The organism is bacterium (assembly GCA_016703265.1).
Taxonomy (GTDB): domain Bacteria; phylum Krumholzibacteriota; class Krumholzibacteriia; order LZORAL124-64-63; family LZORAL124-64-63; genus CAINDZ01.
Window position 1 is genome coordinate 99,986 of record JADJCK010000009.1, and the last position, 24,232, is coordinate 124,217.

The following is a 24,232-nucleotide window of genomic DNA, read 5'->3' on the forward strand; positions in this document are numbered from 1 at the left end:
GGGGCCTCGTCATCGAAATGAAAGCGGAGTATCCGTGTTGGCAAAAGTGTCCCACCGGACCCGGCGGGACGCGACAGCAGGGCACGAAACGGCCCGGAGCCATGAAGGCGCCGGGCCGATTCTGTCCGCCATCCGCGCGGCAATCCGCACGAAAATCCGCGGCTAGTTCGATACGATGATCACGTACTTGTTGGCGCGGAACGCCGCCGGATCGAGGATGCGCAGCTCCATGCCGCCGTCATACTCGGACAACTCGTAACTGCCGGCCGGCTGCGTGCTGACAACGCGCGCTTCGTCCACGTCGAGGGCGATGGTCGCGTTGGTTTCGGTGTCCAGCGGCATGAACGCGCCGCCCTCGACGTTGCCGGTGGGCCGCAGGGTGCGCCCGATCCCGAGCAGGCCGCCCTTGGACTCGATCAGGCCGGCATCCTTGAGCTCGTCCTTCGTGCCGACGACGTAGTACACGGTGTCCTTCTCGCGGCGAGAATCCTCAAGGTTCGCCGTCTGCATCTGGATCGTCTGGTCCTTGGCGGCCACCGTGGTCTCGAGGTCGACCACCTGCGTCTGCAGCTCGGCCACCCGGATGGTCAGCTGCGCGATCTGCTCTTCCTTCTCGGCCACGTTCCGGCGCAGGCCGCGGATCAGCTTCTCCATCCCGGCGACCTGGACATCTCCCTGCTTGACCTTCTCCTCCAGCTCGCGGATGCGGGCATCGGCCTTCTCGACGCCGGCCTTGATCTCGGCGATGCGCGCGAGGGTCTGTTCGCCGCGATTCTCGGACAGGCGCTGTTCCTGCGCCAGCTCCGACTGCAACGCCTGCGTGCCCTGCTCGCCCAGGTCGATGTCCTGCAGGCTCTCCTGGATCGACGCCACTTCCTCGATGGCCGCGGCGTAGCGGGCGTTCGTGGCCTGCTCCTCGGCCTGCAGGGTGGCGAACTCGGCGCGGCTGCTGCCGAGCTTCTGGTGGTATGAGAACGACACGCCCACGGCGATGATGGCCACTGCCGCGAGTACGGGTAGGATGATCTTCTTCATTTCGGCACTCCTTGCCTTGTTGGTGAATCCAGAGGTATCCACAGTATGGGCCCGTTCGCGGGAATCCGCAGCCAGCCGGGTTCGCGACAGCGTCGACAGGCTACGTGCGCGGAGCCGTAAGGTCTTCGAGTTCGGTGAGATGCGCCATCGCGTGGTCGCGGCCATCGCCGCACATCTCGCGCGTGGGCCGCAGGGAGGCACAGACCGCCGGGCGGTCCGGCGACATGAAGATGCGGCAGCCGTAGTCGGCCTGCAGGTGGATGCAGGGGACGAACGCCGGCTTGCCGACCGGCATGCCGGGGATCGGCGACGAGATGGACAGGACGATGCAGCAGGCGCCGCAGCCCGGCCGGCACAATGTCGGGGTGTCGTTCATCCCGTATGGTTAGTCCGGAACCGGGCGACAGGCAAGGCGCGCCTGCGCCGGCAGCCCGGCTGCCTGCGGGCTGGTCCGATCAATGCATACTCCCGGGCGACACGCCACCCAGCGGGCAGGAGGACACGCCATGCGGGCCAGAAACCCGGTTTTCGCGGCTGCAGCCCTGGTCCTGTTCGGCATTGTGCACGGATGCGGGCAGGGTGCGGCGCCGGAGGCCGACGGCATCGAGGTCTTCAATCCCCTGGCCCATCCCGAGTACGGCCCGCCGGCCGGCAATCCCGACGGGGCCAGCCCCATCCCCGCCGAGGCGGGGCCTGCCGCCATCACCGCTCCCGACCACGTCATCGGGAACGGCACGCCCGAAAGCTGCACGGCCCAGGCCTTCGTCGACGCCGTGGCCCAGGGCGGCACCATCGTCTTCAACGGCGGCACCGAGCCCTTCACCATCAGGCTGGAGCAGCAGGCCGTGGTCTTCAACGACGCGAACCCCGACGTGGTGATCGACGGCGCCGGACTGGTGACGCTCGACGGGAACGGCGTCACGCGCATCCTCTACATGAACACCTGCGATCCCGACCTGGTCTGGACGACGCCGCACTGCGACGACCAGGACCATCCGCGGCTCACCGTCCAGAACCTGACCTTCGCGAACGGCAACGCGATCAACGACGACGCATACGACGGCGGCGGCGCCATCTGGGTGCGTGGCGGACGCTTCAAGGCGGTCAACTGCCGCTTCTTCAACAACCGCTGCGCGTACGAAGGACCCGATGTGGGCGGCGGCGCGATCCGCGTCTTCGACCAGTACCAGGACCTGCCGGTCTATCTCGTGAACTGCACCTTCGGGGGCGGCGACGAGTACGGCAACGTGGGTGCGAACGGTGGCGGCATCAGCAGCATCGGCGTCTCGTGGACCATCATCAACTGCCTGTTTGCCGGCAATCGCGCGGTGGGCAGCGGCGGCAACCCTGCGCAGCAGGGCACGCCGGGCGGCGGCAGCGGCGGCGCCATCTACAACGACGGCAACACCATGACCCTGACGATCAGCGGCTGCCTGATCGAGGACAACGTCGTGAATGCCTACGGCGCGGCGGTCTTCTTCGTCACCAACGACCACAGCGGGAACATCCGGATCGAGGATTCCGTGATCCGCGCCAACACGGGCGGCTCATGGTACCCCGCGCACCCGGGCATTTCGATGCACGCGGACACGCCGTGCGTGGTGGTGAACTCGACGATCGAGTAGGCCCGCGGCATCCGCGCTACTTCACCAGCACCATTCGCTGGCTGCGATTCCAGTCGCCGGTGCCCAGCACGTACAGGTAGCTGCCGGCCGGCACGGGCTGTCCGGCCTGGTCGCGCCCGTCCCAGGCTTCGCTGTAGCTGCCCGGCGCCAGGTCGGCGTCGACGAGCGTGCGCACGCGATGTCCACCCAGGTCGTAGATGACGAGCGACACGCGGTCGGCGCGGGCCAGGTGGAAGCGGATGGTCGTGACCGGGTTGAACGGGTTCGGGTAGTTCTGGTCCAGCTGCGCCGGCGCGAACGCGGGCACGGCGGCCACCGTGTCGAGGGGCAGGCCGTCGGCATCGAAGTCGTCATAGGGGTAGGCGCTCGGATCGTTCACGTCCCAGTCGGCGAGCAGGGTGTCGATGAGCTGGGCCAGCTCCTGCACCTCGGGGTCGGCCTCCGCTTCGGCGAGCAGGTCGCCGATGGCCAGCGCCTCGGCTGCGGCGGCGGCGCTGATCTCCTGCGGGTAGCCGCCCGCCTTCACCGGCCCGTTGTTGTAGACAGCCGTGCCGTACAGCACCGCTTCCCAGGCGCGGATCGTGTGGCGCGGCGCCACGCCGTCGTTCGTGTAGGTATTCGTGGTGCCGCCCAGCTGGCCGGACAACGTCTCGTAGTAGGTGGCGATCACGGTCGAGGGGAAGATGCGCCGGATCTGGATGGCGCCCTGCGTGCTCGAGGGGCTGTCCTTATTGAGGGCGTCGTGCGTGACCGAACCGGCCGGCGTCGCGATGTCCACGTAACCCGTCTGCAGGCCGTTCACCGTGACGCCGCCGATGACGGTGCTGCAGCCCCACTGTTCGCCGTTCCACATCGGCAGGTCGGCGATGCTGCCGCCGATGCGCACCAGGTCGCGCTGGCATTCCATCCAGTTGGAGTGCGCGTAGAAATCCTGCACCGCGTGCAGGGCCTTGCCGAAGACGATCAACGCCAGCGCGAAGTCGCGCCGCCAGCCGGCGGGCTTCGGGTTGGCCTGGGCCAGGCCTAGCAGGATCCCCCGCGCCGCATCCACGCGCGCGTTCACGGTGAGGATCGATTCGTCGAGCCGGTTGTTGTCGAAGTGGTCGGCGCTCAGCAGGTTGACGATGGTCGCCGAGTCGGGATGGCAGCCGGCCGCCCACTGCAGCCACGACGGGCAGTAGCAGTGTTCGCGGCAGCCATCCAGGTCGGGCAGGCGGCAGCCCTGCTTGATGTAGGCGAGCGCCACCCCGGGCACGCCCTGCGTGGCCAGCACCTCGCCGGCCATGTTGGCGTGGCGGTACACTTCGAAGGCCTGGCTTGCCGCCGGCATGGCCAGGACGACAATCATGGCAACCAGTACGGTCACAGCCGGCGCCGGACGCGGCAGGCGCAACAGGCTCGGGGCGGCGTTCAGGGCGGGCATGGCGACCTCGGTTCGGGCTGGGACACCGGACGACAAATAACACGAGCAATTGTATCGCCATTCGGGCCGAAGTCAATCGTGGCGCCGCCCCGGTGGCGGACGCGCGCGAATGCTGCGAACATCTGTCCTTTGCGGGACCAACGACCAACCCCCTCGAGAGGCCATGCACCATGTCGACCAGAGCCTATGCCGCCCCGTCCGCCACCGCACCGCTCGGACCGCTGACCATCACCCGCCGCGAACCGCTGGCCGGTGACGTCGAGATCGACATCCTCTATTGCGGCGTCTGCCATTCGGACCTGCACTACGCGCGCAACGAGTGGGGCATGACGGTGTTCCCCATCGTGCCCGGGCACGAGATCCTCGGCCGCGTCACGCGCGTCGGCGCCAAGGTGACGAAGTTCAAGGTCGGCGACATCGCGGCGGTGGGCTGCCTGGTCGATTCGTGCCGCACCTGTTCCAGCTGCCAGGACAACCTGGAGCAGTTCTGCCTGGGCGGGCCGGTCTTCTCGTACGGCGGCCCAGACAAGCATTCGGGTGGGCAGACGCACGGCGGCTATTCCGAGAAGATCGTCTGCGACGAGGCCTTCACGCTGAAGGTGCCCGCCAACCTGGACCCGGCGCGGGCGGCGCCGCTGCTGTGCGCCGGCATCACCACGTGGTCGCCGCTGCGCAAGTGGGGCGCGGGCAAGGGCAGGAAGGTCGGCATTGTAGGCCTGGGCGGGCTGGGCCACATGGGCGTGAAGTTCGCGCATGCGCTGGGCGCGCACACGGTCCTGTTCACCACCTCGGAGGGCAAGGTCGAGGACGGTAAGAAGCTCGGCGCCGACGAGGTCGTCATCTCCCGCAACGCCGCCGAGATGGCGAAGCATGCCGGCAGCTTCGACATGATCCTCGACACCGTCTCGGCCGACCACGACCTCAACGCCTACCTGGCGCTGCTGAAGCTTGACGCCACCATGGTCCTGGTCGGTGCGCCGCCGTCGCCGCAGCCCGTGAGCGTCTTCAGCCTGCTCCTGCCCCGGCGCAGCCTGGCCGGCTCGCTCATCGGCGGCGTCGCGGAGACGCAGGAAATGCTCGATTTCTGCGGCAAGCACGACGTGATGTGCGATATCGAGATCATCCGGATGCAGGAGATCAACGAGGCGTACGAGCGCATGCTCAAGAGCGACGTGAAGTACCGCTTCGTGATCGACATGGCTTCATTGAAGGCCTAGATGCCCGTAAGCCTTCGACTGCGGGCCGTCATCCTTCGATGGCGGCCCGCAATTTTGCCGCCAGGTCGACCATCCGGTACGGCTTCTGTACGAAACCCGTGACGCCGGCGCCCTCGAAGCGCAGCGCCAGGTCGTGCTCGTCGTATCCGCTCGAGAGCAGGACCGGCGTCTTCAGGCCCAGGGCGTGGATCCGCGTCAGCGTCTCGGCGCCGTCCAACCCCGGCATGGTCAGGTCCAGCAGCACGCAGGCGAACTGGTCGTGGCCCGCGGCGGCCGAGCGGCGCAGGATCTCGACGGCCTCGGCGCCGTCGCCGGCGGTGACGACCCCGAAGCCCATCCTCTCGAGGAACCGTTGCGCGACCAGGCGCACCGTTTCCTCGTCATCGACCACCAGCACGGTGCCGGAGCCCCGCCACGCCGAAGCTGCGCTGACTGGCGTGGCGTCGAGCGCGGGCGGACCCTCGCTGGCCGGCAACAACACGCGCACGCGTGTCCCGGCGCCGGGCGCACTTTCGACCGTGATGCCGCCCAGGTGGCCACGCACGATACCGAGCACGGCTGCCAGTCCCAGGCCGCGACCGGCGAGCTTGGTCGAGTAGAACGGCTCGAACATGCGCGCGACCGTCGAGTCATCCATGCCGCAGCCGTCGTCGGCCACTTCCAGGTACACGTACGACCCGACCGGCGCGCGCGCGTCGGCGCGGGCCAGGTCAAGTTGCGCCCGGTCGCACTCCATGGTCCCGGTTGTCAGGGTGACCAGGCCGCTCCGTTCGCCGAGCGATTCCGCAGCGTTGATCACCAGGTTCATGACGACCTGGCTGATCTGGGTGGCGTCGGCCTCGATCGCCGGCAGGCGGGCCGCGAAGTCGCGCCTCAGGACCACCGACCTGGGGATCGCCAGAGCCACCATCTTCTCCGTGTCGCCGATCAACGCGTGCAGGTCGAGCCGGCTCACCTCGATCCGGCTCTTGCCCGTGTAGGCCAGCAGCTGGCGACACAGGTCGGCGGCCCGCTGGCCCGCCTGGATGATCGCCAGCAGGCATTCGTGGGCCGGCGAGGTGTCCGGGATGTCGGCCAGGGCCAGGTCCGCATTGCCGGTGATACCGAACAGGAGGTTGTTGAAGTCGTGCGCGATGCCGCCGGCCAGCACCCCCAGGCTCTCGAGCTTCTGGGTCTGCTGCACCTGCATCTCGAAGCGCTGTCGTTCGTCTTCGGCAAGTCGGCGCTCGGTAATGTCCTGGATCACGCCGAACATGCGGGCCACCTGGCCGGCCGGGGCGAACTCGAGCTCGCCCACGCCATGCACCCAGCGGACCGCTCCGTCGGCCGGCCGCACGATGCGGTACTCGCGGTCAAACGCCTCGCCGGCGCCGACCACCCGCTCCTGGAAGTAGCGGGTCATGCCTTCGCGATCGTCAGGATGCACGAGCTCGACCCAGCCCTCGACTGTCTTCGCGAACGAGGCGTCGATGCCGAACAGCGCATCAAGGGCCTCGGAGCTCGCCCACTCGCCGGTCGCGACATCAAGCTCGTAGTGACCGAGCCGCGCCAGTCGCTGTGACTGCCTGAGCTTGGATTCGCTGGTGCGCAGGGCGCGCTCGGCCTCGAGCCGTTCGGTCGCACTGCGGAAGATGCCGAGCAGGCAGGGCCGGCCGTCGAATCGGGTCAGCCGCGAACTGATGTCGGCACGGAACACCGAGCCGTCCCGGCGCCGCACCGGGACCTCCGACACCAGTTCGACCTTTCCTTCGACCTGCTGGGCGAAGTTGGCACGGGCACGCTCCAGCCAGTCCGCCGGATGGATATCGGCGATGGAGAGCTGCAGCAGTTCTTCGCACGTGTAGCCGAGCATGGTGCAGATGCGCGGGTTGGCCAGGACGAAGCGGCCCGTCTCCACGTCGGCCACCAGCAGGCCGTCCGTCGCGTCCTCGAACAAGGTGCGGTAGCTCGCATCACCCGCGCGCGGTGACGATCCTGAGTCACGGCAATCCCTGGCTTCACTCATGACCGCTGGGCTCCCTGCAGCCGGCACGACAGCCGGCCTCTCGGATGATGATCACCGTTGCCGGGCCATCCATGTTCAGCGCCGCCAGACCAGCAGCCGGGCGCGGCTGAGGTCGTGCAGCTCCACCGTCTCGTCCGGCGGGAAGCCGGGAACGTCGAAGCTGTTGCTGATGAACAGGGAGCCCGGTCGCATCTCGCGCCGCACCTTTTCCCACAGGCGCGGCATGGGCGCGGGCGAAAGGTACGCATAGACGACATCGTATCCGGACAGGTCGGTTTCCCAGATGCTGCCGAGCCGGACCTCGGCCCTGCGGGACAGCCGCAACCGGCTCACCAGGAAATTCAGCGGCGCCATCTCGACGCCGGACACCACCAGGTCGGGGCGCGCCGCCTTGAGCCGCAGCAGCCAGCCGCCGAGCCCGCAACCGAGGTCGATCACCTTCAGGCCCGGACGCTCCGGCAGGCGCTGCACGACGGCGTCGACCGCCGCGCTGCTGGACAGGTAGAGCGGCACCCGCGTGCGCAGGCTGCCGAGCGACGTCAGCGCGAGCACCGCGAATCCCGCCAGGTACCAGCCCGGGTGGATGGTCAGGTGGCGCGCCAGTCCGATCACCGGGAAGAACGCGGCATTGATGAGCTGCCACCACAGCGGTTGACGCAGCGCGCGGGAGACGACGAACGCCACCACCGCCTGGATGCCGAGCACGACGGCCGTCGGCCAGTCCAGGACCAGGCCGGGAGCGGCCACCACCCAGGCAGCCGCCTGGGCCATCAGCGCCACGGCGCCCGGGGGCCAACGGCGCCACGCCGCCGTGGCCGGAGTCTTGTTCCTGTCGCGACGCTTCAAGGAAGCCGTTCCCTTTGCCCGGATCTCCCGCCGGCGCCGCTGCAAAAACCTGCGCGGCGGGCACCCGGCGATCATGGCATGCCCTTCGCAGGCGCGTCAACGCTCGCCGCCGTGCTATGTTGCACTGCGCTGCAAGAGCCATTCCGACCCGGGAGACGCGCTTGGTCCGCCTGCTGAAATCATTATGTCTGCTGGTCGTGGTGAGCGGGGCCGCCGGCGCAGCCAGCCCTCCGGTGACGCGCGCCGACGTGTGCCTGCGCGGCGCCGACCTCTCGTCGCTGCCGCGGGTCGAAGCCGGCGGCGGCGTCTTCCGGGACGATGGCGCACCGGCCGACGCGCTCGCGCTCCTGCGATCCCGCGGCCTCGACACCGTCCGCATCCGCCTGTGGCACGCGCCGGTCGACGGCATCGGCGGGCTGCCGGAAGCGCTGGCCCTGGCCGAGCGCGCCACCGCCGACGGGTTCGGGGTGCTGCTCGACTTCCACTACGCCGACACCTGGGCCGACCCCGCTCATCAGCCTGCGCCGGCGGCCTGGGCCGGGCTGGCGTTCCCCGTCCTGGCCGACAGTGTGCGCTGCTACACGCGCGATGTGCTGGTCGCCTTCGCCGGTCGTGGCGTCGTCCCGCGATGCGTGCAGTTCGGCAACGAGATCACCGCGGGCATGCTGTGGGACCAGGGCCGCGTCGGCGGCGGCTGGGGCACGAGCGCCGCCTGGGACCGGCTGGCCGCGCTGCTCGAAGCTGCCGGCGCCGGCCTGGACGAGGCCCTGCCCACCGGGCCGCGCCCCGCGGTCATGATCCACATCGACCGCGGCGGCGACAACGCCGGCGCGCGCCGCTTCCTCGACAACCTGGTCGCCCGCCGTGTCGGGTTCGACCTCATCGGCCTGTCCTACTATCCCTGGTGGCACGGCAGCCTGCAGGCCCTGGCCGACAACCTCAGCGACCTGGCCACGCGTTACGGCAAGGGCGTGGCCGTGGTCGAGACGGCGTATCCGTGGACACTGGAATGGTTCGACGCCACGCACAACCAGGTCGGGATGCCCACGCAGCTGCTGCCGGAGTTCCCGGCCACGCCGGCCGGGCAGGCGGCGTTCGCGGCTGCCGTGCTGGCCCTCGTGCGGGCGGTGCCGGACGGGCTTGGCGCCGGCGTGTTCTGGTGGGAGCCTGCCTGGATCGCGGCCCCTGCGTACGGCTCGCCCTGGGAGAATCTCACGCTGTTCGATGACGGCGGCCGGCCGCTGCCCGCGCTGGACGCACTCGGGGCCGGCGCCCGCTAGCGGGCTTCGTGAGCCGGGCGCACGAACATGTCGGGCCCCAGCGCCGGGTCCGGCGTGAAGCCCACGCGCGCCAGGTACGAACGATGGCGATCCACCCCGCCGCGGGCCACGAAGCGCACGGTGCCCGGGCAGTCGACCACCGTGGGCCAGGCGCGGTAGAAATACTGGGCACAGCGGAAGTCGCGGTAGGCCGGCACCACGTAGTCCAGCCGCACGACCAGATTGCACTCGACGTCGGGCTCACAGATGACCAGCCCCACCGGCAGCATGTCGCGCAGGATGAAGACCAGCCGCGGGTTGGTGAGGGCCTCGACCTTGAAGTCGGGGAAGAACCGCGCGATGTCCTCGCGGTGGAACTCCAGGAAGCGCTGCACATAGCGGTTATCGAGCCGGCGCAGGGCCAGCAGCTCGAAGGCCTCGCTGCGCCCGGGCTGCATCTTCGCCAGGTAGACGACGTTGATCACGGCGATGAAGCCGTTCACCACCAGTACCGGGTAGGCGCCGACCAGCCAGCCGTAGGCCGCGAACAGGGACGCTCCGAGCAGGTTGAGCGCGCGCAGCCGCGCCAGCGAGTTCATCGTCAGGGAGACGGCCACCAGCAGGGAGGCCACGTAGCCGAGGATCTCGACCCAGTTCATCGCATCGCTTCCTGATTGTTCACGGTGGCAGCCGGATAAATCCCCGCCCCAACTTGATATATGATAGAGTTCATCGCAATTCCCGATTGCGCCCTCGAGCCGCCCCGAAGGCCCCCACCCTGTCCCGATCCAGGAGCTGCGATGCGTCACCGCAACGTCCTGTTGACCTGTTTCGCCCTCACCTTCGCCGTGCTGGCCCTGCCCGCAGCGGCCAGGGCCTCGGGCGTCCTCGTGATCCGCGCCGTCGGCTCCTCGCAGGGAGTCATCGCGGGCACCTCCACCCTGCAGGGCTACGAGAACTGGATCGAGGCCTCCTCCTTCTCGCACGGGGTCTCGGTGCCCATCGGTCCCAACGGCCTGCCCTCCGGCGCACCGCAGACGTCTCCGTTGAGCCTCATGTGCCGGTTCGATCGCTCCACGATCAAGCTGCTCACGGCCCAGGCCAACCTGGAGTCGTTCTCCGAATTCAGGCTGGAATGGGTCGACAGCGGCACCGGGGAAACCCTCATCCGCTATGAACTGTTCGACGGGGTGCTCGTCGACGCCCAGGAGTCGGGCAGCACCGGCGGCGACATCGCCCCCACCTTGAGCCTGTCCTTCGTCTATGCGCAGGTCGAGATCACCGACATGACGCTCGGTACCTCGGTGATCTACGAGTGGAACTCCGCGCCGGCCGCGGCCCCCGAGACGGTGGCCAAGGGGCTGCTGCTGTCGCCCGCCCCGAACCCGACCCACGGCCAGACCGCGTTCCGCTTCTCGCTGCCGGCCGACAGCAACGCGGAGTTGACGCTGTATGACCTGCGCGGCCACCTGGTGCGCAACCTGTACAGCGGCTGGACCTCGGCCGAGCCGACGGTGGCCGAATGGGACGGCACCGACGACAGCGGCCGCAAGGTCGCGCAGGGCATGTATGTGGCGCGATTGAAGTACCCGGGACGGGAGATCACGCAGCGGATCACCGTACTGCGCTAGCAACGTAACGGCGGCGGGGTGAGCGGTCGCGCTTCGGCGCGGCCGCGCCCGGCCAGCCTGCTAGTCGATCCGGGCGAAGTGCGCCTTCAGGTCGGCCATCCGGAACGGCTTCGGCAGCAGCTTCACGCCGGGAACCGTCTCGACCAGGTCGGTCGCCACCTGGTCGAGACGGCCCGTCGACAACAGGACCGGCAAGGCGGGGCGCAGCGCGCGCAAGCGGGGCAACGTGGCGACGCCACCCAACCCCGGCATGTTGATGTCGAGAACCACGACATCGAACAACTCGCCCGCTTCCAGCTTCGCCAGGGCTCCCTCGCCCCGCGACACGCCGACGGCGGCATGTCCCAGCGCCCTGACGAGGTCGCAGGTGCTCTGCTGCACCAGTTCATCGTCGTCCACGACCAGCACCTTCAGCACGCGGTGCGCGACGCCCGGCGCCGCTTCCGACGGGCCGGCCTCGCCGACGCCGGCGGTGTCGGCCGGCAGCAGGATCGACACCGTCGTGCCGGCGCCGGGCTCACTGCGGATCCGCATGGTTCCCCGGTGGGCCGTCACGGTACGGTAGGCGATCGCCAGGCCCAGGCCCGTGCCCTTGCCCTGCGCCTTGGTGGTGAAGAACGGGTCCAGCGCCTTGTCCAGGATCCCGGGCGACATGCCGCAGCCGTTGTCCACCACTTCGAGCAGTACCTGGGCGCCGTTGCTGCAACTGGTGCGCACGACGAGTTCGCCACCTTCCGGCATCGCATCGATGGCATTCAGGCAGAGGTTCATCAGGACGTGGGTGAGTGCAACAGCATCCCCGCGCACCGGCGGCAGGTTCGCGTCGAGCTCCGCGCAGAGCATCACCGTCTGCATCGTCGTCCGCTCGAGGAGGGCCATTTCGTCGCGCACAAGGGCATTCAGGTCGAGCAACTGCTCGTTCGCCAGCCCCTCGCGGGCGAAGTCGAGGAGCCCACGCAGCATCGTCCGCCCGCGCAGGCAGGCCTTCGTGATGGTCTGCATGTGTGCATGCAGCGGCGTGCCCTCGACGGCCATGTCCTGTTCCAGCTCCGCGAAGCCGAGGATGGCGGTCAGCACGTTGTTCATGTCGTGCGCCACGCCGCCGGCCAGGCGGCCGACGCTTTCCATCCGGTGCAGGTGCTGCACCTGGCTCTCCAGCAACCGCCGTTGTTCCTCGGTCCGCTTCGCCTCGGTGATGTCGGCCGCCACCCCCAGCAGGCAGCGGTTGCCGTTGAAGTCGAGCAACTCGCACGAGAACATGCAGACGATCTCGCGCCCCGTGCGGTTGCTGAACCGGACCTCGAGATTCGTGATGCGTCCATGGGCCAGCAGGGTGTCGACGATGGTCCGGCGCTCGATGTCCATGGAACCAGCCGAGTTCGGCCAGCGTGCGCCCGACGGCCTCCTCGCGGGAGTTGCCGGAAACCTGGCAGAACCAGTCGTTCACCTCGACAAGGCGGCCGGACTCGAGTTCGGTGAGGGTCATGAGCACCGGACTCGACCGAAAGGCTTTCTCGAAGCGTTCCTCGCTCGCCCGCAGCGCCTGTTCGGCGCGCACCCGATCGGTCTCGTTGCGATGCGACACGAGCACCGTACCGGGCCGGCCCTCCATCGGCATCGCCCGCAGCACGAACCAGCGCTCCTGGTCCGGGGAATGGCACGGATAGACGATCTCGAACAGCGGCAGGTCGCCGCACTGCACCTGCCGGATCCCGGCATAGGCCTCCTCGGCCGACGTCCGGTCCCCGCCGGCGATGCACTGCCGGAAGTAGTTCGCGCCGACATCACAGGCCGAGCGGTCCGTACCCCCGTTCGCCTGGGCGAAACGCCGTCAGGCCGCGTTCACTTCGAGGATCGTGCCGCCGGGGTCGATAACGGCCATATGGGCATCGTCGGCGTCGAAGACGGCCCGTACGAATGAGGTCTGCCGCGTGAGGGCGTCTTCGGCCACCTTGCGTTCGGTGATGTCGCGCACGACACCGAACACGACATGCCGGGCCTGGTCGTATTCGGCGGTCGAATGGACGTGACGCAGCGCGCCGTCGACGGGGCGCCTGATGGTGAACTCGATGTCGTAGGTCTCGCCGCGCTCCACCAGTCCCGCCAGCGCCGCATCCAGGGCGGGACGGAACTCCGCAGGGGAAACCGCCTGCGCCGTGGCCAGGTCCCAGAGACGGCCCGGCAGGCCGTAGATCTTCCCGGCGCCGTCCGAACCGCGCATGGTCCGCTTCTGCAGGTCCAGTTCCCAGTGGCCGAAGCGGGCAACCGACTCGGCACGATTCAATCGCGATTCGCGCTGGCGAACCTCGTCTTCGGCCTGTTTGCACCCGGAAACATCGAGGAAAGTGGCCACGACGCGACTGGGGCGCGCCTCGCCATCGCGGAAGATCGGAGTCGCCGAGACCTGGATCCAGCGCGTCCGGTTGTCGAGGGCATGGCTCACACCCATGATCACCGACTCGACGCACCGACCGGTGCGCAGCGCTTCCATGGCGGGATGCTCATCGCCCCGAAACGGCGATCCGTCGGGGCGGACGGCCTGCCAGCGCGGGTCGCTCGATGTTCGGCCCGTGATCTCGTCGAGGGATAGTCCGAGAACGGACCTGGCAGCGGGATTGCTCCAGATGATGGCCCCATCGGCTTCGTGCACGACAACACCGACGGGCATCGAGGCGCAATCGACGGGTGTGACCATCGCGGAAACAGGATCTGCTGCCATCTGCGGGCGCACCTCCGACCGATCCGGCCCGACATCAACACGGCATCCGCGATCCGACCCGCGGACGTACGGCGCCGTTGCCGTTGTGCCATAGTGCCACGATGGTCGTGCTGGGTCGACTCGGCGTCAGGTGATTTCCGGTCGTTGGCGGCTCAGGTCCGGAACCGCCCGATGCTCGCACGCATGGTCCCGGTCAAACGCTGCAGGTCGCCTGTGCTCGCTTCCAGGCGACGCGTTGACGCCGTCATGGCGGCAGCGGCCGTGGTGACGTCGGCGATCTCGCGTGCAATGGCCTTCGTCGCGGCTGTCGCTTCGGTCATCTGGTGGCCCACGTTGCCCACACCGCTCGAGGCGCCCGCCACGTTGGCGGCAATCTCGCGGGTGGCTGCCGCCTGCTGCTCGATGGCCGCCGCCATGTCGGCGACAACGCCGCTGACATCACCGATGGTCCGGGCGATGTGCTGGATGTTCGCCACCGAAGTCGTTGTCGAACCCTGCATGGCGCCGATCCTGGCACGGATGTCCTCCGTGGCGCTCGCCGTCTGGCCGGCGAGGGTCTTGACTTCCGAGGCGACGACGGCGAATCCCCTTCCCGCGTCACCGGCGCTGGCCGCCTCGATCGTGGCGTTGAGGGCCAGCAGGTTCGTCTGCGACGAGATCTGCGCGATGGAATCGGTGACGGCGCCGACGTCCTGGGCCGCGCGGCCGAGCTCGGCCATCAGGGAGGTGATCCTGTCCGCTTCACTCGCGGCATCGGCGCTGATGACGCGGGCGCGTTCGGAACCGGCCGCAATGTCGCCGATCGTCGCGCTCATCTCCTCGGTGGCGGCCGCCACGGAGCTGAGCCGGCCGGTGGCCCCGTTGATGCTGTCGGAAACCACGGCGGCACTGGCTGTCATCTCCTCGGCGGCGGCTGCAACGGCGGCGGCACGGTCGGAGGTGTTGTGGGCGGCGTCGTTGACGGTGCGGGAGACTTCACTGAGATCGCTCGAGACGCCGCTGAGCGTGCTCACGCCTGCGGAAAGGTCGCCCACCAGCGCGCAGGTTGCCGGACAGGGTCGCCATCGCGCGTGACGGGTTCCCGAACTCGTCCCGGCGGTGTGTCACGATTTCCGCAGTCAGGTCGCCATCGGCCAGTCTCGTGATCTGCTCGACCGACTCCTGCAGCGGCACGACGACGTTGCGGCGGATGAGCAGCATCAGCGCCGCGAACGCCAGGCCGACGCAGGTGAGCCCGAGGATCGCGGCCAGCCAGCGCTGGCTGGCGATGCGGGCCTGCGCGGCCGCCATCGACTTGCGGACGCTGACGACGGCCAGGGGCTGCCCGACCCGGGCGTCGTGACACTCCACGCAGGATGCCTCGGCCAGGAGCGGGCTGACCACCCTGACGACCGGGATGCCGCCGAACCGCTCGGTGACGCGCTCGATCTGTCCCGAAGCGAGAACCTGCCGCTCGCGCTCATCCATCCCGGCTTCGCCGCCGTCCCTGACGGCGCTGGTCGGGATGACCCTCAGTTCAGCGACGTCGCCGCCTTCGAGCCCCTTGACCAGTGGCTCGACACTCGTGACGCCCTCGGCCATGGAGAAGACCAGGGCCGCATGGACCACCGAGGCCAGCGCTTCGGCGTCCTTCACGCCGGCGACCTTCGCCGCCTGTTCCGAACGTACGAGCAGGGCGCCGAGCATGCCGGTGAGCGTCACCAGGAGAACGCCGACGACGATCAGGCCGATGGTGCGGGACAGGGACATGGTGCCTCACTCGGGTGTCGAAGGGGTGAACGTCGGCGCGGTCGCCGACCGACGGGTCACAGGTCCCCAATGGCATCGGGTTGCGGCGCGGCAACCTTGAGCAAAGGTTTACGCAAGCGGGCCGGCTTTACGCGGACATCCCACAGTGAATTCATCGGCATTTCAGGGCGAAATGATCCTCATGAGGATCGACATTGGCATGAGAACCCCGGCCGCGGTCGGTCGGGGTTCTCCATGCCAGATCGGAATTGCCCGGTGCTACCGCACAAGCATCATCTTGCGCGTCCCGACCCGGCCATCCGCTTCAAGCCGGCACAGGTACGTGCCCGACGGGGCCGGCTGCCCGGCGTCGTCGCGGCCGTCCCACACCACGCGGTTGTCGCCGCCAGGCATGGCGCCGTCGTGCAGCACGCGGACCAGGGCCCCGCGGATGTCGTACAGCTCCAGCCGCACCGGGCCCGAAGCCGCCAACGTGAAGGCGATCTCGGTGCGCGGGTTGAACGGGTTGGGCACGTTGTCCAGCCCGGCCGCAAGGCCCGGCAGCTGCGGGTCGTCCACACCGGCCGCATACGGCAGCAGCCAGTCGCAGATGCGCTGCATGAGCAGGGCGCGCGAGGTCGCGTTGTTGATGGCCTCGAACCCGAAGCCCAGGTACACCACGCGGTGCACGCCGTTGTCGGCCTTGATGCCGGCGGTGTAGGTCGGGCTGTAGGTGATGATCGCCGACGCCCCGGTGCCGCGCGGGGTGATGGCGTCGGGGTACGTCTGGTTGTTGGCGCCGCCGGTGCCGCTGATGGTCAGGGCCAGGCCGTCGCCGATCGGGTCGCCGGGCACGCCCACCAGCGACATGTCGTTCGTGTCGTCGAGCACGAAATTGGCGTGGAGATAGTTGTTGTACCAGGTCAGCGCGGCGCCGCCGATGTCCGCCATCTCCCAGCCGATCTCCTGGCCGGTGATCATCAACCGCCCGCCGCCGTCGAGATAGCCGGCCAGGGCCGCGCGATCGCTCTCGTCCACCGTCGGGTACGCCAGGCCGCATTCCCAGACGACGATGTCGAAGTTGGCCAGGTCAGCCGCGGTGATCGCCGTACTGGAGCGGTCCCACACGGCAAACGACTTGCCGGTGGCGCCGATCGCCGGCGCGAAATAGGTCGTCTCGAACGTGGCGGCGCCGTCGTCGTCGACGAGCAGGATCTTCGTGTCGGGCGTGATCAGCTTGAACGAGATCTGGCGATCGGTGCCGCCGCCGTCCACCGCATGGAGGTTGAGCAGGACGGTGCCCTGCCCGGGCGACGTGGCCTCGATCACGACGTTGACCAGCGCCCGCGCGCCGGAAGCGAGCGGAATCGTCGCCGCGGAGACATTGCCGCCCTCGTACACGAGGTGGGCGGTCCAGCCGGCAGGCAGGCTGCCCGTATCGAGCGTCGCCTCGAACACATCGGCGTTGAGCCCCGTGTTGAACAGTCCGGTCACGCCGAACGGGTGCACGCCCTCGGCGATCGCGGTCCGCTCGCCCTGCACGTAGTAGCGCAGCGCATAGGCCGGTAGCGGTCGTGTGTTGGTGCTCTGCAGGATGGAACGGTCGTGGTCATCCTGGACGAAGGCGATGGCGCGCACGCGACTCAGGTTCCAGGTCGGGTCGACGGTAAAGTTCAGCGTCACCTGCTGGGTCTGTCCGGCCTGCGAGATAGTCAGGGGTTCGTCCGGCAGCATGTCGCGCAGCACGTCGTTGTACTCCGTGGCGCCGTTCAGGACCTTGTCCTCGACGATTGCCACCCTCAGCCAAGTGAGGCTGATATCCGCCAGCGGCTCCTCGAGGGCCAGGTCCACCGTGACGAACGCGCTGCCGGGCGTGAACGACGAGGCGCTGATCCGCATGGACAGCGGCGTCGGATCGTCGAGCAGGCTGCGAACCACCGGGTCGTAGACGCTGCCGTTGACGGCATCGGTGCCGGCACCGGAGATCGTCGAGCCTCCGTTGAACATCAGGGTCGGGAATCCGGTGACGAGGTTATAGGCGTTGCGGGCGTCGGAATCGGGGCAACTCAGGCCGCCGCTCGAGGCCATGTACTCGACAGCATCCAGTTCGGTCGCATTGTAGCGGCTCAACATGACAGCCACGCCGGCACGGGCGCGGGGACAGTAGGCTCACCAGGTGGCCCCGCCCTCCTCGATGAACACCGAACGCGGGACCTGCGCCACGGCAGGCAACGCCGTGAGCACCAGCAGTGCGGCAAGCGTAACTGTCCTCGACAGTCTCATGACGGGCTCCCCCTCCCGGAATGTCCTGGATCAGGGGCGAGGTTGAACCCGCCCCGCGATAGCGGGTGACATCCTACCACTTCGGTTGAATTTGCACAATCGACATCAATGCCAGGGATGACTGTCGGGCGGGTCCCCTTCCATCTATGATGACGGCCCGGGCCGGCCGATCGGGTTTGTGTCCGGATGCGGCTCGGGCCAGGACGGCTGATTCCATGGGCAGATGGCTGGTCGGTACGGTTCTGCTACTCCTGCTGACGGCCGGGATCGCCCGGTCATCCGAACCCTGCGGGCCGGCGGTCCCGCTGCCGGCCTACTCCCACAACGACTACCGGGGCGATCGCCCCTGCCTGGAGGCACTCGAGCTCGGCTATCTCGGACTCGAAGCCGATGTCGTCTACAAGGACGGCGCATTCCTCCTGGCCCACAGCCGCAAGGAAGCGCGCCGGCTTCGAGCTCGCAGCCACCTACCTGCCCCTGCTCGAACGGGTCCGGCAGTGTTCGCGCGTCACGGCCGACCCGCGTCCATTCCTCCTGACGATCGAGGACAAGGCCCCCACGGCCGCAAGCCGCCTGGCGCTGGGGGTGCTGCTCGAGCGCTACAGTGCCCTGCTGCAGCCGTCGGCGACCGGCCCCATTGCCGAGTTCATCCTCGTTGACGAGGCCGCTGAGCCCGGGTCCGTTCCCGCGGAACTGGCGCGATGCGCCGGTCTCCAGTGGCGTGTGACGAGCCATCGCCCCGTCCCGCCGGCTGATGCGGCCGACGCCTATCGCCTGCTCAGCCTCGACTACGGGGAAGAGATCGAATGGGACGGCTCAGGCCCGCCGCCGGTCGAGGCCCGCCGGCTGATCCGGGAAGTGGTCGGCGCCGCCAGACGCGTTCCCGGCTGCCGGGTGCGGGTGCACCATGCTCCGGCGCGCCGGGCCATCTGGTCCTGGCTGCTGCGGGAAGGCGTCGACCTGATAGGGGTCACCGACCTGCCGCGGGGCGTGGCACTGCTCGGAAGCGGCGGGATGGAGCGCTGACGATCTCGGCGCCGGGCATCCGTCCTGATTCCAGGCGATCAAGCGATATAAGGGGAAACCTCACCGACGCGTGACCCAATGCGCTGGAATATCGCGTTAGTCCTTATGTAGGTCGGTTTCAGTCCTCATTCACGGCTGGATCCCCTGAGCATGCCCCTGTCAGCCGCGCGCCCGGATCGAAGGCGCCGGGAGGTTTCCGATGAAACGCACTGCCGCCCCGCGCCGTTACCATACAGCCTGCCTCTGCCTGTTGACCGTCGCCGCCCTGCTGGCCGCACCGGCCGCAGCCCAGGTGGAAGAGATCCTCGACGACCCCGCGGGATGGACCTTCCGCTACGGCGCCACCGCGACCGATATCACCACGGACATCAACGCCGGCCTGCGACCCTTCTCCATCCAGCGGGTGGCCGCGAACAGCTACGACGTGCTCACGGTCGAGAACGCCGGCAGCTACGCGGTGGCGGGTTTCGGGACCGGCAACATGCACTACAACCGCACGTCGTCCCAGTTGAGCCTCGAGCTGGCCAACCGCCGGCTCGTCAGCCTGGACTGCTACGAGGAATCGGGCGTGACGCGGATGACGGCGATCTCCATCCCCAACACCGGCGGAAGCTCCGCCGGCTGGGGCTGGCTCGTGGGGCAGTCGCTGCAGCAGATCGTCGACTGGGTTGCGAACACGACGCCGGCGATCCGCATCACCGACCTGTCGATCTACACGGTCGGCGGGCAGAAGTACTACGCGGCGGTGGCCGTGTACAACGAGGGCGCGCAGTACCAGGGCTGGTGGTGGTACTTCGACAAGACCGAGGCCGAGATCACGGCCCTGCTGACGCAGAACAGCGCGCGGCTGATCGACATCGAGCTGGAGACCGCGCCTTCGCTGTTCACGGGGGCCCGCTTCGCCGCCGTGATGGTGGCCCAGAATCCGGGCGGCGGCTGGTTCGATGCCTCGTCGACCGGCACGCAGACCGGCAACCTGATCGGCCAGACCGGCGGTCGCCTGACGAGCCTGCACCGCTACACCACCGCTCTCGGCACCACCGCCTATGCGGTCAGCCTGGTCGACAACGCCAACGACCAGACGCGGCGCGTGCGCGGCTTCATGGGTTCGCAGGCCACGCAAGGCTCCTACGGCTTCAAGCTCAAGCAGGTGGGCGGCCCGGTGATCGCGTCCCTGAACGAGAACTTCGTGTTCGAGCCGGCCAGCACCATGAAGATCCTGCACGGTGTCGGCGCGATCCGCGAGTGCGCGCAGGGCGACCTTTCCCTGGCCGGCGACATCTGGGTGCCCAACACCTGCACCTCCGAGGCATGGAACAACATCTGCCCCGATGACAACTACAGCTGCAATTCCGGCTACGAGCCGCTCGAGACAACGCTTCGTGGCATGTTGCGAAGCTCGCACAACGGCCGCACCCGCACCATCGAGGAGCTCGTCGGGCGGACGACCCTGAACAACTTCGCCGACTTCACGGCCGACCTGAGCAACACCCAGATCAACCACACCCTCGGCTGCCTGTGCGGGAACACCCCTAACACGACGACCGCGGCCGACCTGACGAGCCTCTACGAACAGATCGCCGACGGCTCGTTCTTCAACGCGACGTGGAGCGAGGAACTGTTCGGCATCATGGCCAACGTCACCGACTGGGGATACGGCACCAATGCGGACGAGGCGTTCAATACGCTGCGGATCGTCATCAACGAAGAGGCAGCCCAGACCGACCTGACGGCGAGCGAGATCCTCGACTTCCGCGCCGCATTGCAGTTCTCGGCCAAGGGCGGCGACTACGGCTGCAGCGGTGTTTCGTGGCGCTCGACGGCAGGCTGGTACAGCATTCCGTTCAAGTTCTACGCCCTCGGCAGTTGGTTCACGACCCGCCGTGAATACACCGTGGCCACGTTCGTCGACGCAGGGGTCGCTCCCGGTTCCGCGGTCGCGTACTTCGCAGCCGAGGAGCTCGTCCGCGAGCAGATCCGCGAGGCGCTCGAGACCTGGGACGACGCCTGCTCGACCGGCATCAGCAGCCATCCGTCCAACACCACCGTGGACGCCGGCGATGACGCCCAGTTCACCGTCGCCAGCGGCGGTGCCGGCTTCGGCGAGTACCAGTGGCAGAAGCTTTCCAGCGGTCAGTGGATCAGCCTGATCAACTATCCCGGCCAGACCAGTGGTGCATCGACCGGGACGCTGACCATTCTTGCGACCGAGGAAAGCGACGAGGGTTCCTTCCGCTGCCGCATCACCAAGGATTGCGGCGTCACGTACAGCAACAGCGCCACGTTGACGGTCGAGCCCGGCTACCTGTCACCGGTACCGGGCGCCGTGCCCACGCACCTGGTCGTGCATGCTCCCATGCCGAACCCGTTCAACCCGCAGGTGACGCTGCGCTTCGAGCTGCCGCGCCATACCGATGTCGCGGTGCTCGAGATCTTCGACGTGGCGGGGCGCCGGGTCCGCTCGATCTCGGCGTCCTCGCTGGCGCCCGGCGCCCACGAGTTCACCTGGAACGGCACCGACGACGGCGGACAGCGGATGTCGTCCGGCATGTACATCGCCCGCCTGCGCGCCGGCGACGAGCAGGTCGTGCACCGGGTGATGATGGTGGAATAGCCGGACAGCCGGCGGGATTCCCGCAATTGAACGAAGAAGCCCCGCCGCACCCGAGTGCGGCGGGGCTCTCTCTTATCGGCCCGCGATCACTTGAGAAGCGTCATCTTCCGCGACTCGTTGATGCCCGGCCCTTCCAGCCGGCAGAAGTACACACCGCTCGGCTGGCCGGTGGCGTCCCAGGTCACGGTATGGTTGCCGGCCGGCAGCGAGCCTTCGGCGAGCACGGCCACCTGCTGACCACGCGTATTGTAGATCGTCAGCCTGACGTTGCAGTCGCGCGGCAGGTTGAAGGCGACCTGCGTGACGGGATTGAACGGGTTCGGCTGGTTCTGCTGGAGAACCGCTGCGGCCGCCACGGCCGCCGCCACGCTCACGCAGCCGGCCTGGGTCGCGGTGTGCGAGCCGGACTCGTTGGTCACCGTCAGCGAGACGTCGTAGACGCCCGCCTCGGCGTAGATGTGGCTGGGGCTCTGCTCGGTCGAGCTGCTGCCGTCGCCGAAGTCCCAGGCCCAGGCCGTGGCGGCGCCCGTCGAGGCGTCGGTGAACACCACCTCGAGCGGCGCGCTGCCGCTGGCCGTCACGGTGGTGAACGCCGCGATCGGCGTGACAGGAGCCGCGCTGCCGACCGCGGCCGCGGCGTTGACCAGGCCCGATCCGGAGTAGCGGTCCCAGCCGGCCTCGGACTCGTCGTTGACCACGTCACGGGCGGAACTGACCAGCAGCTCGCGCACCTCGGCAGGCGTGTAGTCCGGGAACGCCGAGAGGATCAGCGCCGCCACGCCGGCCACGTACGGCGTGGCGCAGCTGGTCCCGTTGAAGAACGGCTCGACGTCGCCCGCGCTGTACCCGCCGCTGCCCATGATATCACAGGTGGGCAGGATGGTCGGCCCGAGCAGGTCGACCGCGTCGGCCGCGCCCTTCACGATGGCGCCGTAGCTGGACCCCCACCAGCGCTCGCCGTCGCAGGTGGGACCGCGCGGATCGGCCGAGACGCCCGCGTTCAGTTCCTGGGCCAGGCTCGAGCTGCGCTTGCGGTCGCCGCCCGGCGAAGCCGCGCCGACGGCGATCACGTACGGGCTCGCGGCCGGGTACTGGATGTCGCCCTTGTTGCCGTTGCCGGTGGCCGCCAGCAGCACCACGCCGGCGGCGTCGGCATACTGCAGCGCGGCTTCGGTCGCGGCATCGGTCTTGATCGGCGCGCCGAAGCTCATGCTCACGATGTCGGCGCCGTGATCGGCGGCGTAGTAGAGCGCGTTCTGGACGGCGCTGAAGTACATGTACCCGTCGCTCTCGGCCACCTTCAGCGGCATGATGCTGCACCCCGGCGCCACGCCCACGGCGCCGATGCCGTTGTTCAGGGCGGCGGCAACGCCCGCGCAGGCGGTGCCATGGCCGGCGCCGGCGGCGTTGTCGTCGGGATCGGCGTCGTCGTCACCGAAGTCGTAGCCGGTCACCAGGCGAAGGTCGGCATGGTCGGTGTCCACGCCCGAATCGATGATGGCGATGACGACGGACGCCGAGCCGTAGCCCTGCGGCCCGTCCCACGCCTGCGGCAGGTCGGCGTCGAAGCCCACGACGCCGGCGCCATCGCCCGTGTGGCTGTGGCTGCCGTTCGGATTGTAGGCGGGAAGCTGGGCCCGGTTCTCGTGGCCCCAGTTGTCGGCGAAGCCGGGGTCCGTCGGAACAGCGGACGGGAACGCGCGCCAGTCCAGCGATACCGCCTGCACCTCGTCCAGCGCCGCGAAGGCGTCGGCCAGGCCGGGCAGGTCCTTCACGTCGGCGAAGTGGAACATGAACCAGCGATCGACGCCCGCGCCGGCAGCCTTGCTGCGGTTGAGCGGCGCATCGTAGGGCCGGCTGATCCCGGTGACGCCGGCGTTCTGCGCCAGGTCATCGACGCCCTTGAGGCCGGTCTTCGCCTCCTTCACCCGGCGCCCCTTGTCCAGGGGCACGTCCATCAACGTCGTCTCCATCGCCCCGTCGCGGATCTGCACGAGAAGCCGGCCCGGCGCGTAGGATTGTTCACCGCCCGCGGCGCCCATGAATCCGTAGAGGGCCGGCGCCGCGGCCGGCGGCCCCTTGGGCGCCTCGTTGTTCCCGGGCTTCAGGTACAGGATGGTCGCTGCCGCGACCAGCACACCGACCGGCAGGATGGCGCGCACGATGGTGATACCGCGACGACCGTTCATGGCTGCTCCAGGCTGGGGTGGCGACGGGGCGTCAACGGACGCCCGCCATGAACGTCGCGGACGCAAGGCCGGTGCCATCGGCGGGCGGCCCCGCCACGGAATCGCCTTTACGCCAAGCCATTGCTGGTCTTAAGGTTGGGCTGCGGGAGCGAGCCGCGCGCCAGGTCCGGCAGGCGCGGGCGCGCCCGGGTGACGACTATTCTGCGCGGACGGCGGCAGGTTGTGCCGGGCAAAGCGGGAGGCCCGGCCGGCCCGCAAAGGAGAGATCGAGTTGACGCCACATGCCTGGGTCCACGAGTTCCCCGCGGCGATCACCGTCTGTGACGCCACCGGCATCATCCTCGAGATGAACGCGCGCGCGATCGAGACCTTCGCGCGCGACGGCGGCGCCGAACTGGTCGGGCGCAACGTGCTCGACTGCCACCCCGAGCCATCGCGGACACAGCTGGCGACGATGCTCGCGGAGAAGGCGTCGAACGCCTACACCATCGAGAAGAACGGCGTGCGCAAGCTGATCTACCAGTCGCCCTGGTACGAGAACGGCGAGTACCGCGGCTTCGTCGAGATGTCGCTCGTGATCCCGGAGACGATGCCGCACCACGTCCGCACCTGAGAAGCGGCCGGCTCCCGAT

19 protein-coding genes and 1 pseudogene are annotated in these 24,232 nt (G+C 68.7%); 7 read left to right on the forward strand and 13 right to left on the reverse strand.

The features are described 5' to 3' along the window. Positions 1 to 162 precede the first annotated feature (162 nt). Positions 163 to 1,035, reverse strand: a complete 873-nt coding sequence (locus IPG61_16325) for a hypothetical protein (protein ID MBK6735606.1) — start codon at positions 1,033 to 1,035, stop codon at positions 163 to 165. A 100-nt stretch (positions 1,036 to 1,135) separates the two neighbouring features. Then, a complete protein-coding gene (locus IPG61_16330) occupies positions 1,136 to 1,411 on the reverse strand; it encodes a YkgJ family cysteine cluster protein (protein MBK6735607.1) in 276 nt (91 codons plus the stop codon). Positions 1,412 to 1,541: 130 nt separating this feature from the next. Between IPG61_16330 and IPG61_16335 the strand changes: the two genes are divergently transcribed. After that, a complete protein-coding gene (locus tag IPG61_16335) occupies positions 1,542 to 2,660 on the forward strand; it encodes a hypothetical protein (protein ID MBK6735608.1) in 1,119 nt (372 codons plus the stop codon). Between the two features lie 16 nt (positions 2,661 to 2,676). Here the strand turns inward: IPG61_16335 and IPG61_16340 are convergent, their stop codons facing one another. Continuing rightward, positions 2,677 to 4,083 carry a hypothetical protein gene (locus IPG61_16340; GenBank protein ID MBK6735609.1) on the reverse strand — a complete coding sequence of 469 codons (1,407 nt, stop codon included), beginning with the start codon at positions 4,081 to 4,083 and terminating at the stop codon, positions 2,677 to 2,679. A gap of 170 nt (positions 4,084 to 4,253) precedes the next feature. Here IPG61_16340 and IPG61_16345 point away from each other — a divergent pair, with 170 nt between their 5' ends. Beyond that, positions 4,254 to 5,300 (forward strand): NAD(P)-dependent alcohol dehydrogenase, encoded by a 1,047-nt coding sequence (locus IPG61_16345; GenBank protein MBK6735610.1) that lies wholly within the window; start codon positions 4,254 to 4,256, stop codon positions 5,298 to 5,300. 28 nt (positions 5,301 to 5,328) lie between these two features. Here the strand turns inward: IPG61_16345 and IPG61_16350 are convergent, their stop codons facing one another. Both IPG61_16350 and IPG61_16355 read right to left on the reverse strand, forming a co-directional pair. Next, positions 5,329 to 7,305: a PAS domain S-box protein gene (locus IPG61_16350; protein MBK6735611.1), complete on the reverse strand. Its 1,977-nt coding sequence runs from the start codon at positions 7,303 to 7,305 to the stop codon at positions 5,329 to 5,331. A 75-nt stretch (positions 7,306 to 7,380) separates the two neighbouring features. Beyond that, positions 7,381 to 8,151 carry a hypothetical protein gene (locus IPG61_16355; GenBank protein ID MBK6735612.1) on the reverse strand — a complete coding sequence of 257 codons (771 nt, stop codon included), beginning with the start codon at positions 8,149 to 8,151 and terminating at the stop codon, positions 7,381 to 7,383. Between the two features lie 161 nt (positions 8,152 to 8,312). On the opposite strand from IPG61_16355, the gene IPG61_16360 reads away from it, so the two are divergent. After that, the gene (locus IPG61_16360; protein ID MBK6735613.1) at positions 8,313 to 9,431 is read left to right on the forward strand and encodes a glycosyl hydrolase 53 family protein; all 1,119 of its coding nucleotides are present in this window, start codon (positions 8,313 to 8,315) and stop codon (positions 9,429 to 9,431) included. On the opposite strand, the gene IPG61_16365 is transcribed toward IPG61_16360, so the two are convergent. After that, the gene (locus IPG61_16365; protein MBK6735614.1) at positions 9,428 to 10,069 is read right to left on the reverse strand and encodes a YgjV family protein; all 642 of its coding nucleotides are present in this window, start codon (positions 10,067 to 10,069) and stop codon (positions 9,428 to 9,430) included. The two genes, IPG61_16360 and IPG61_16365, sit on opposite strands and share 4 nt — an antisense overlap. Before the next feature lie 141 nt (positions 10,070 to 10,210). On the opposite strand from IPG61_16365, the gene IPG61_16370 reads away from it, so the two are divergent. After that, on the forward strand, positions 10,211 to 11,041 hold the full coding sequence (locus IPG61_16370) for a type VI secretion system tube protein Hcp (protein ID MBK6735615.1): 831 nt from the start codon (positions 10,211 to 10,213) through the stop codon (positions 11,039 to 11,041). 60 nt (positions 11,042 to 11,101) lie between these two features. Here the strand turns inward: IPG61_16370 and IPG61_16375 are convergent, their stop codons facing one another. The 6 genes and pseudogenes from IPG61_16375 to IPG61_16400 all read right to left on the reverse strand — a co-directional run bounded on the left by IPG61_16375 (position 11,102) and on the right by IPG61_16400 (position 17,621). Next, positions 11,102 to 12,406, reverse strand: a complete 1,305-nt coding sequence (locus IPG61_16375) for a response regulator (GenBank protein ID MBK6735616.1) — start codon at positions 12,404 to 12,406, stop codon at positions 11,102 to 11,104. Further along, a pseudogene (locus IPG61_16380) lies at positions 12,393 to 12,659 on the reverse strand (PAS domain S-box protein). The gene IPG61_16375 and the pseudogene IPG61_16380 overlap by 14 nt, the downstream one beginning before the upstream one ends. Positions 12,660 to 12,872: 213 nt before the next feature. After that, on the reverse strand, positions 12,873 to 13,760 hold the full coding sequence (locus IPG61_16385; protein MBK6735617.1) for a PAS domain-containing protein: 888 nt from the start codon (positions 13,758 to 13,760) through the stop codon (positions 12,873 to 12,875). A 152-nt stretch (positions 13,761 to 13,912) separates the two neighbouring features. Next, positions 13,913 to 14,794, reverse strand: a complete 882-nt coding sequence (locus tag IPG61_16390; protein MBK6735618.1) for a hypothetical protein — start codon at positions 14,792 to 14,794, stop codon at positions 13,913 to 13,915. Further along, positions 14,736 to 15,509 carry a hypothetical protein gene (locus tag IPG61_16395; GenBank protein MBK6735619.1) on the reverse strand — a complete coding sequence of 258 codons (774 nt, stop codon included), beginning with the start codon at positions 15,507 to 15,509 and terminating at the stop codon, positions 14,736 to 14,738. The genes IPG61_16390 and IPG61_16395 overlap by 59 nt, the downstream gene beginning before the upstream one ends. A gap of 258 nt (positions 15,510 to 15,767) precedes the next feature. After that, positions 15,768 to 17,621 carry a hypothetical protein gene (locus IPG61_16400; protein MBK6735620.1) on the reverse strand — a complete coding sequence of 618 codons (1,854 nt, stop codon included), beginning with the start codon at positions 17,619 to 17,621 and terminating at the stop codon, positions 15,768 to 15,770. Between the two features lie 540 nt (positions 17,622 to 18,161). On the opposite strand from IPG61_16400, the gene IPG61_16405 reads away from it, so the two are divergent. Continuing rightward, the gene (locus tag IPG61_16405) at positions 18,162 to 18,797 is read left to right on the forward strand and encodes a hypothetical protein (protein ID MBK6735621.1); all 636 of its coding nucleotides are present in this window, start codon (positions 18,162 to 18,164) and stop codon (positions 18,795 to 18,797) included. Between the two features lie 199 nt (positions 18,798 to 18,996). Further along, positions 18,997 to 21,411, forward strand: a complete 2,415-nt coding sequence (locus IPG61_16410; protein MBK6735622.1) for a serine hydrolase — start codon at positions 18,997 to 18,999, stop codon at positions 21,409 to 21,411. A gap of 86 nt (positions 21,412 to 21,497) precedes the next feature. Here the strand turns inward: IPG61_16410 and IPG61_16415 are convergent, their stop codons facing one another. After that, entirely contained in the window at positions 21,498 to 23,600 is a 2,103-nt protein-coding gene (locus IPG61_16415; protein ID MBK6735623.1) for a S8 family serine peptidase, read from the reverse strand. Between the two features lie 271 nt (positions 23,601 to 23,871). Here IPG61_16415 and IPG61_16420 point away from each other — a divergent pair, with 271 nt between their 5' ends. Continuing rightward, a complete protein-coding gene (locus IPG61_16420; GenBank protein MBK6735624.1) occupies positions 23,872 to 24,213 on the forward strand; it encodes a PAS domain-containing protein in 342 nt (113 codons plus the stop codon). The last annotated feature ends 19 nt before the right edge of the window (positions 24,214 to 24,232 follow it).

Coding starts and splice junctions, on each gene's coding strand:
- IPG61_16365 (MBK6735614.1), bottom strand. CDS start 10,069: ATGAACTGGGTCGAGATCCTCGGCTACGTGGCCTCCCTGCTGGTGGCC.
- IPG61_16385 (MBK6735617.1), bottom strand. CDS start 13,760: ATGGCAGCAGATCCTGTTTCCGCGATGGTCACACCCGTCGATTGCGCC.
- IPG61_16350 (MBK6735611.1), bottom strand. CDS start 7,305: ATGAGTGAAGCCAGGGATTGCCGTGACTCAGGATCGTCACCGCGCGCG.
- IPG61_16335 (MBK6735608.1), top strand. CDS start 1,542: ATGCGGGCCAGAAACCCGGTTTTCGCGGCTGCAGCCCTGGTCCTGTTC.
- IPG61_16375 (MBK6735616.1), bottom strand. CDS start 12,406: ATGGACATCGAGCGCCGGACCATCGTCGACACCCTGCTGGCCCATGGA.
- IPG61_16370 (MBK6735615.1), top strand. CDS start 10,211: ATGCGTCACCGCAACGTCCTGTTGACCTGTTTCGCCCTCACCTTCGCC.
- IPG61_16415 (MBK6735623.1), bottom strand. CDS start 23,600: ATGAACGGTCGTCGCGGTATCACCATCGTGCGCGCCATCCTGCCGGTC.
- IPG61_16325 (MBK6735606.1), bottom strand. CDS start 1,035: ATGAAGAAGATCATCCTACCCGTACTCGCGGCAGTGGCCATCATCGCC.
- IPG61_16330 (MBK6735607.1), bottom strand. CDS start 1,411: ATGAACGACACCCCGACATTGTGCCGGCCGGGCTGCGGCGCCTGCTGC.
- IPG61_16340 (MBK6735609.1), bottom strand. CDS start 4,083: ATGCCCGCCCTGAACGCCGCCCCGAGCCTGTTGCGCCTGCCGCGTCCG.
- IPG61_16345 (MBK6735610.1), top strand. CDS start 4,254: ATGTCGACCAGAGCCTATGCCGCCCCGTCCGCCACCGCACCGCTCGGA.
- IPG61_16395 (MBK6735619.1), bottom strand. CDS start 15,509: ATGTCCCTGTCCCGCACCATCGGCCTGATCGTCGTCGGCGTTCTCCTG.
- IPG61_16405 (MBK6735621.1), top strand. CDS start 18,162: ATGTCGTCTACAAGGACGGCGCATTCCTCCTGGCCCACAGCCGCAAGG.
- IPG61_16400 (MBK6735620.1), bottom strand. CDS start 17,621: ATGTTGAGCCGCTACAATGCGACCGAACTGGATGCTGTCGAGTACATG.
- IPG61_16410 (MBK6735622.1), top strand. CDS start 18,997: ATGAAACGCACTGCCGCCCCGCGCCGTTACCATACAGCCTGCCTCTGC.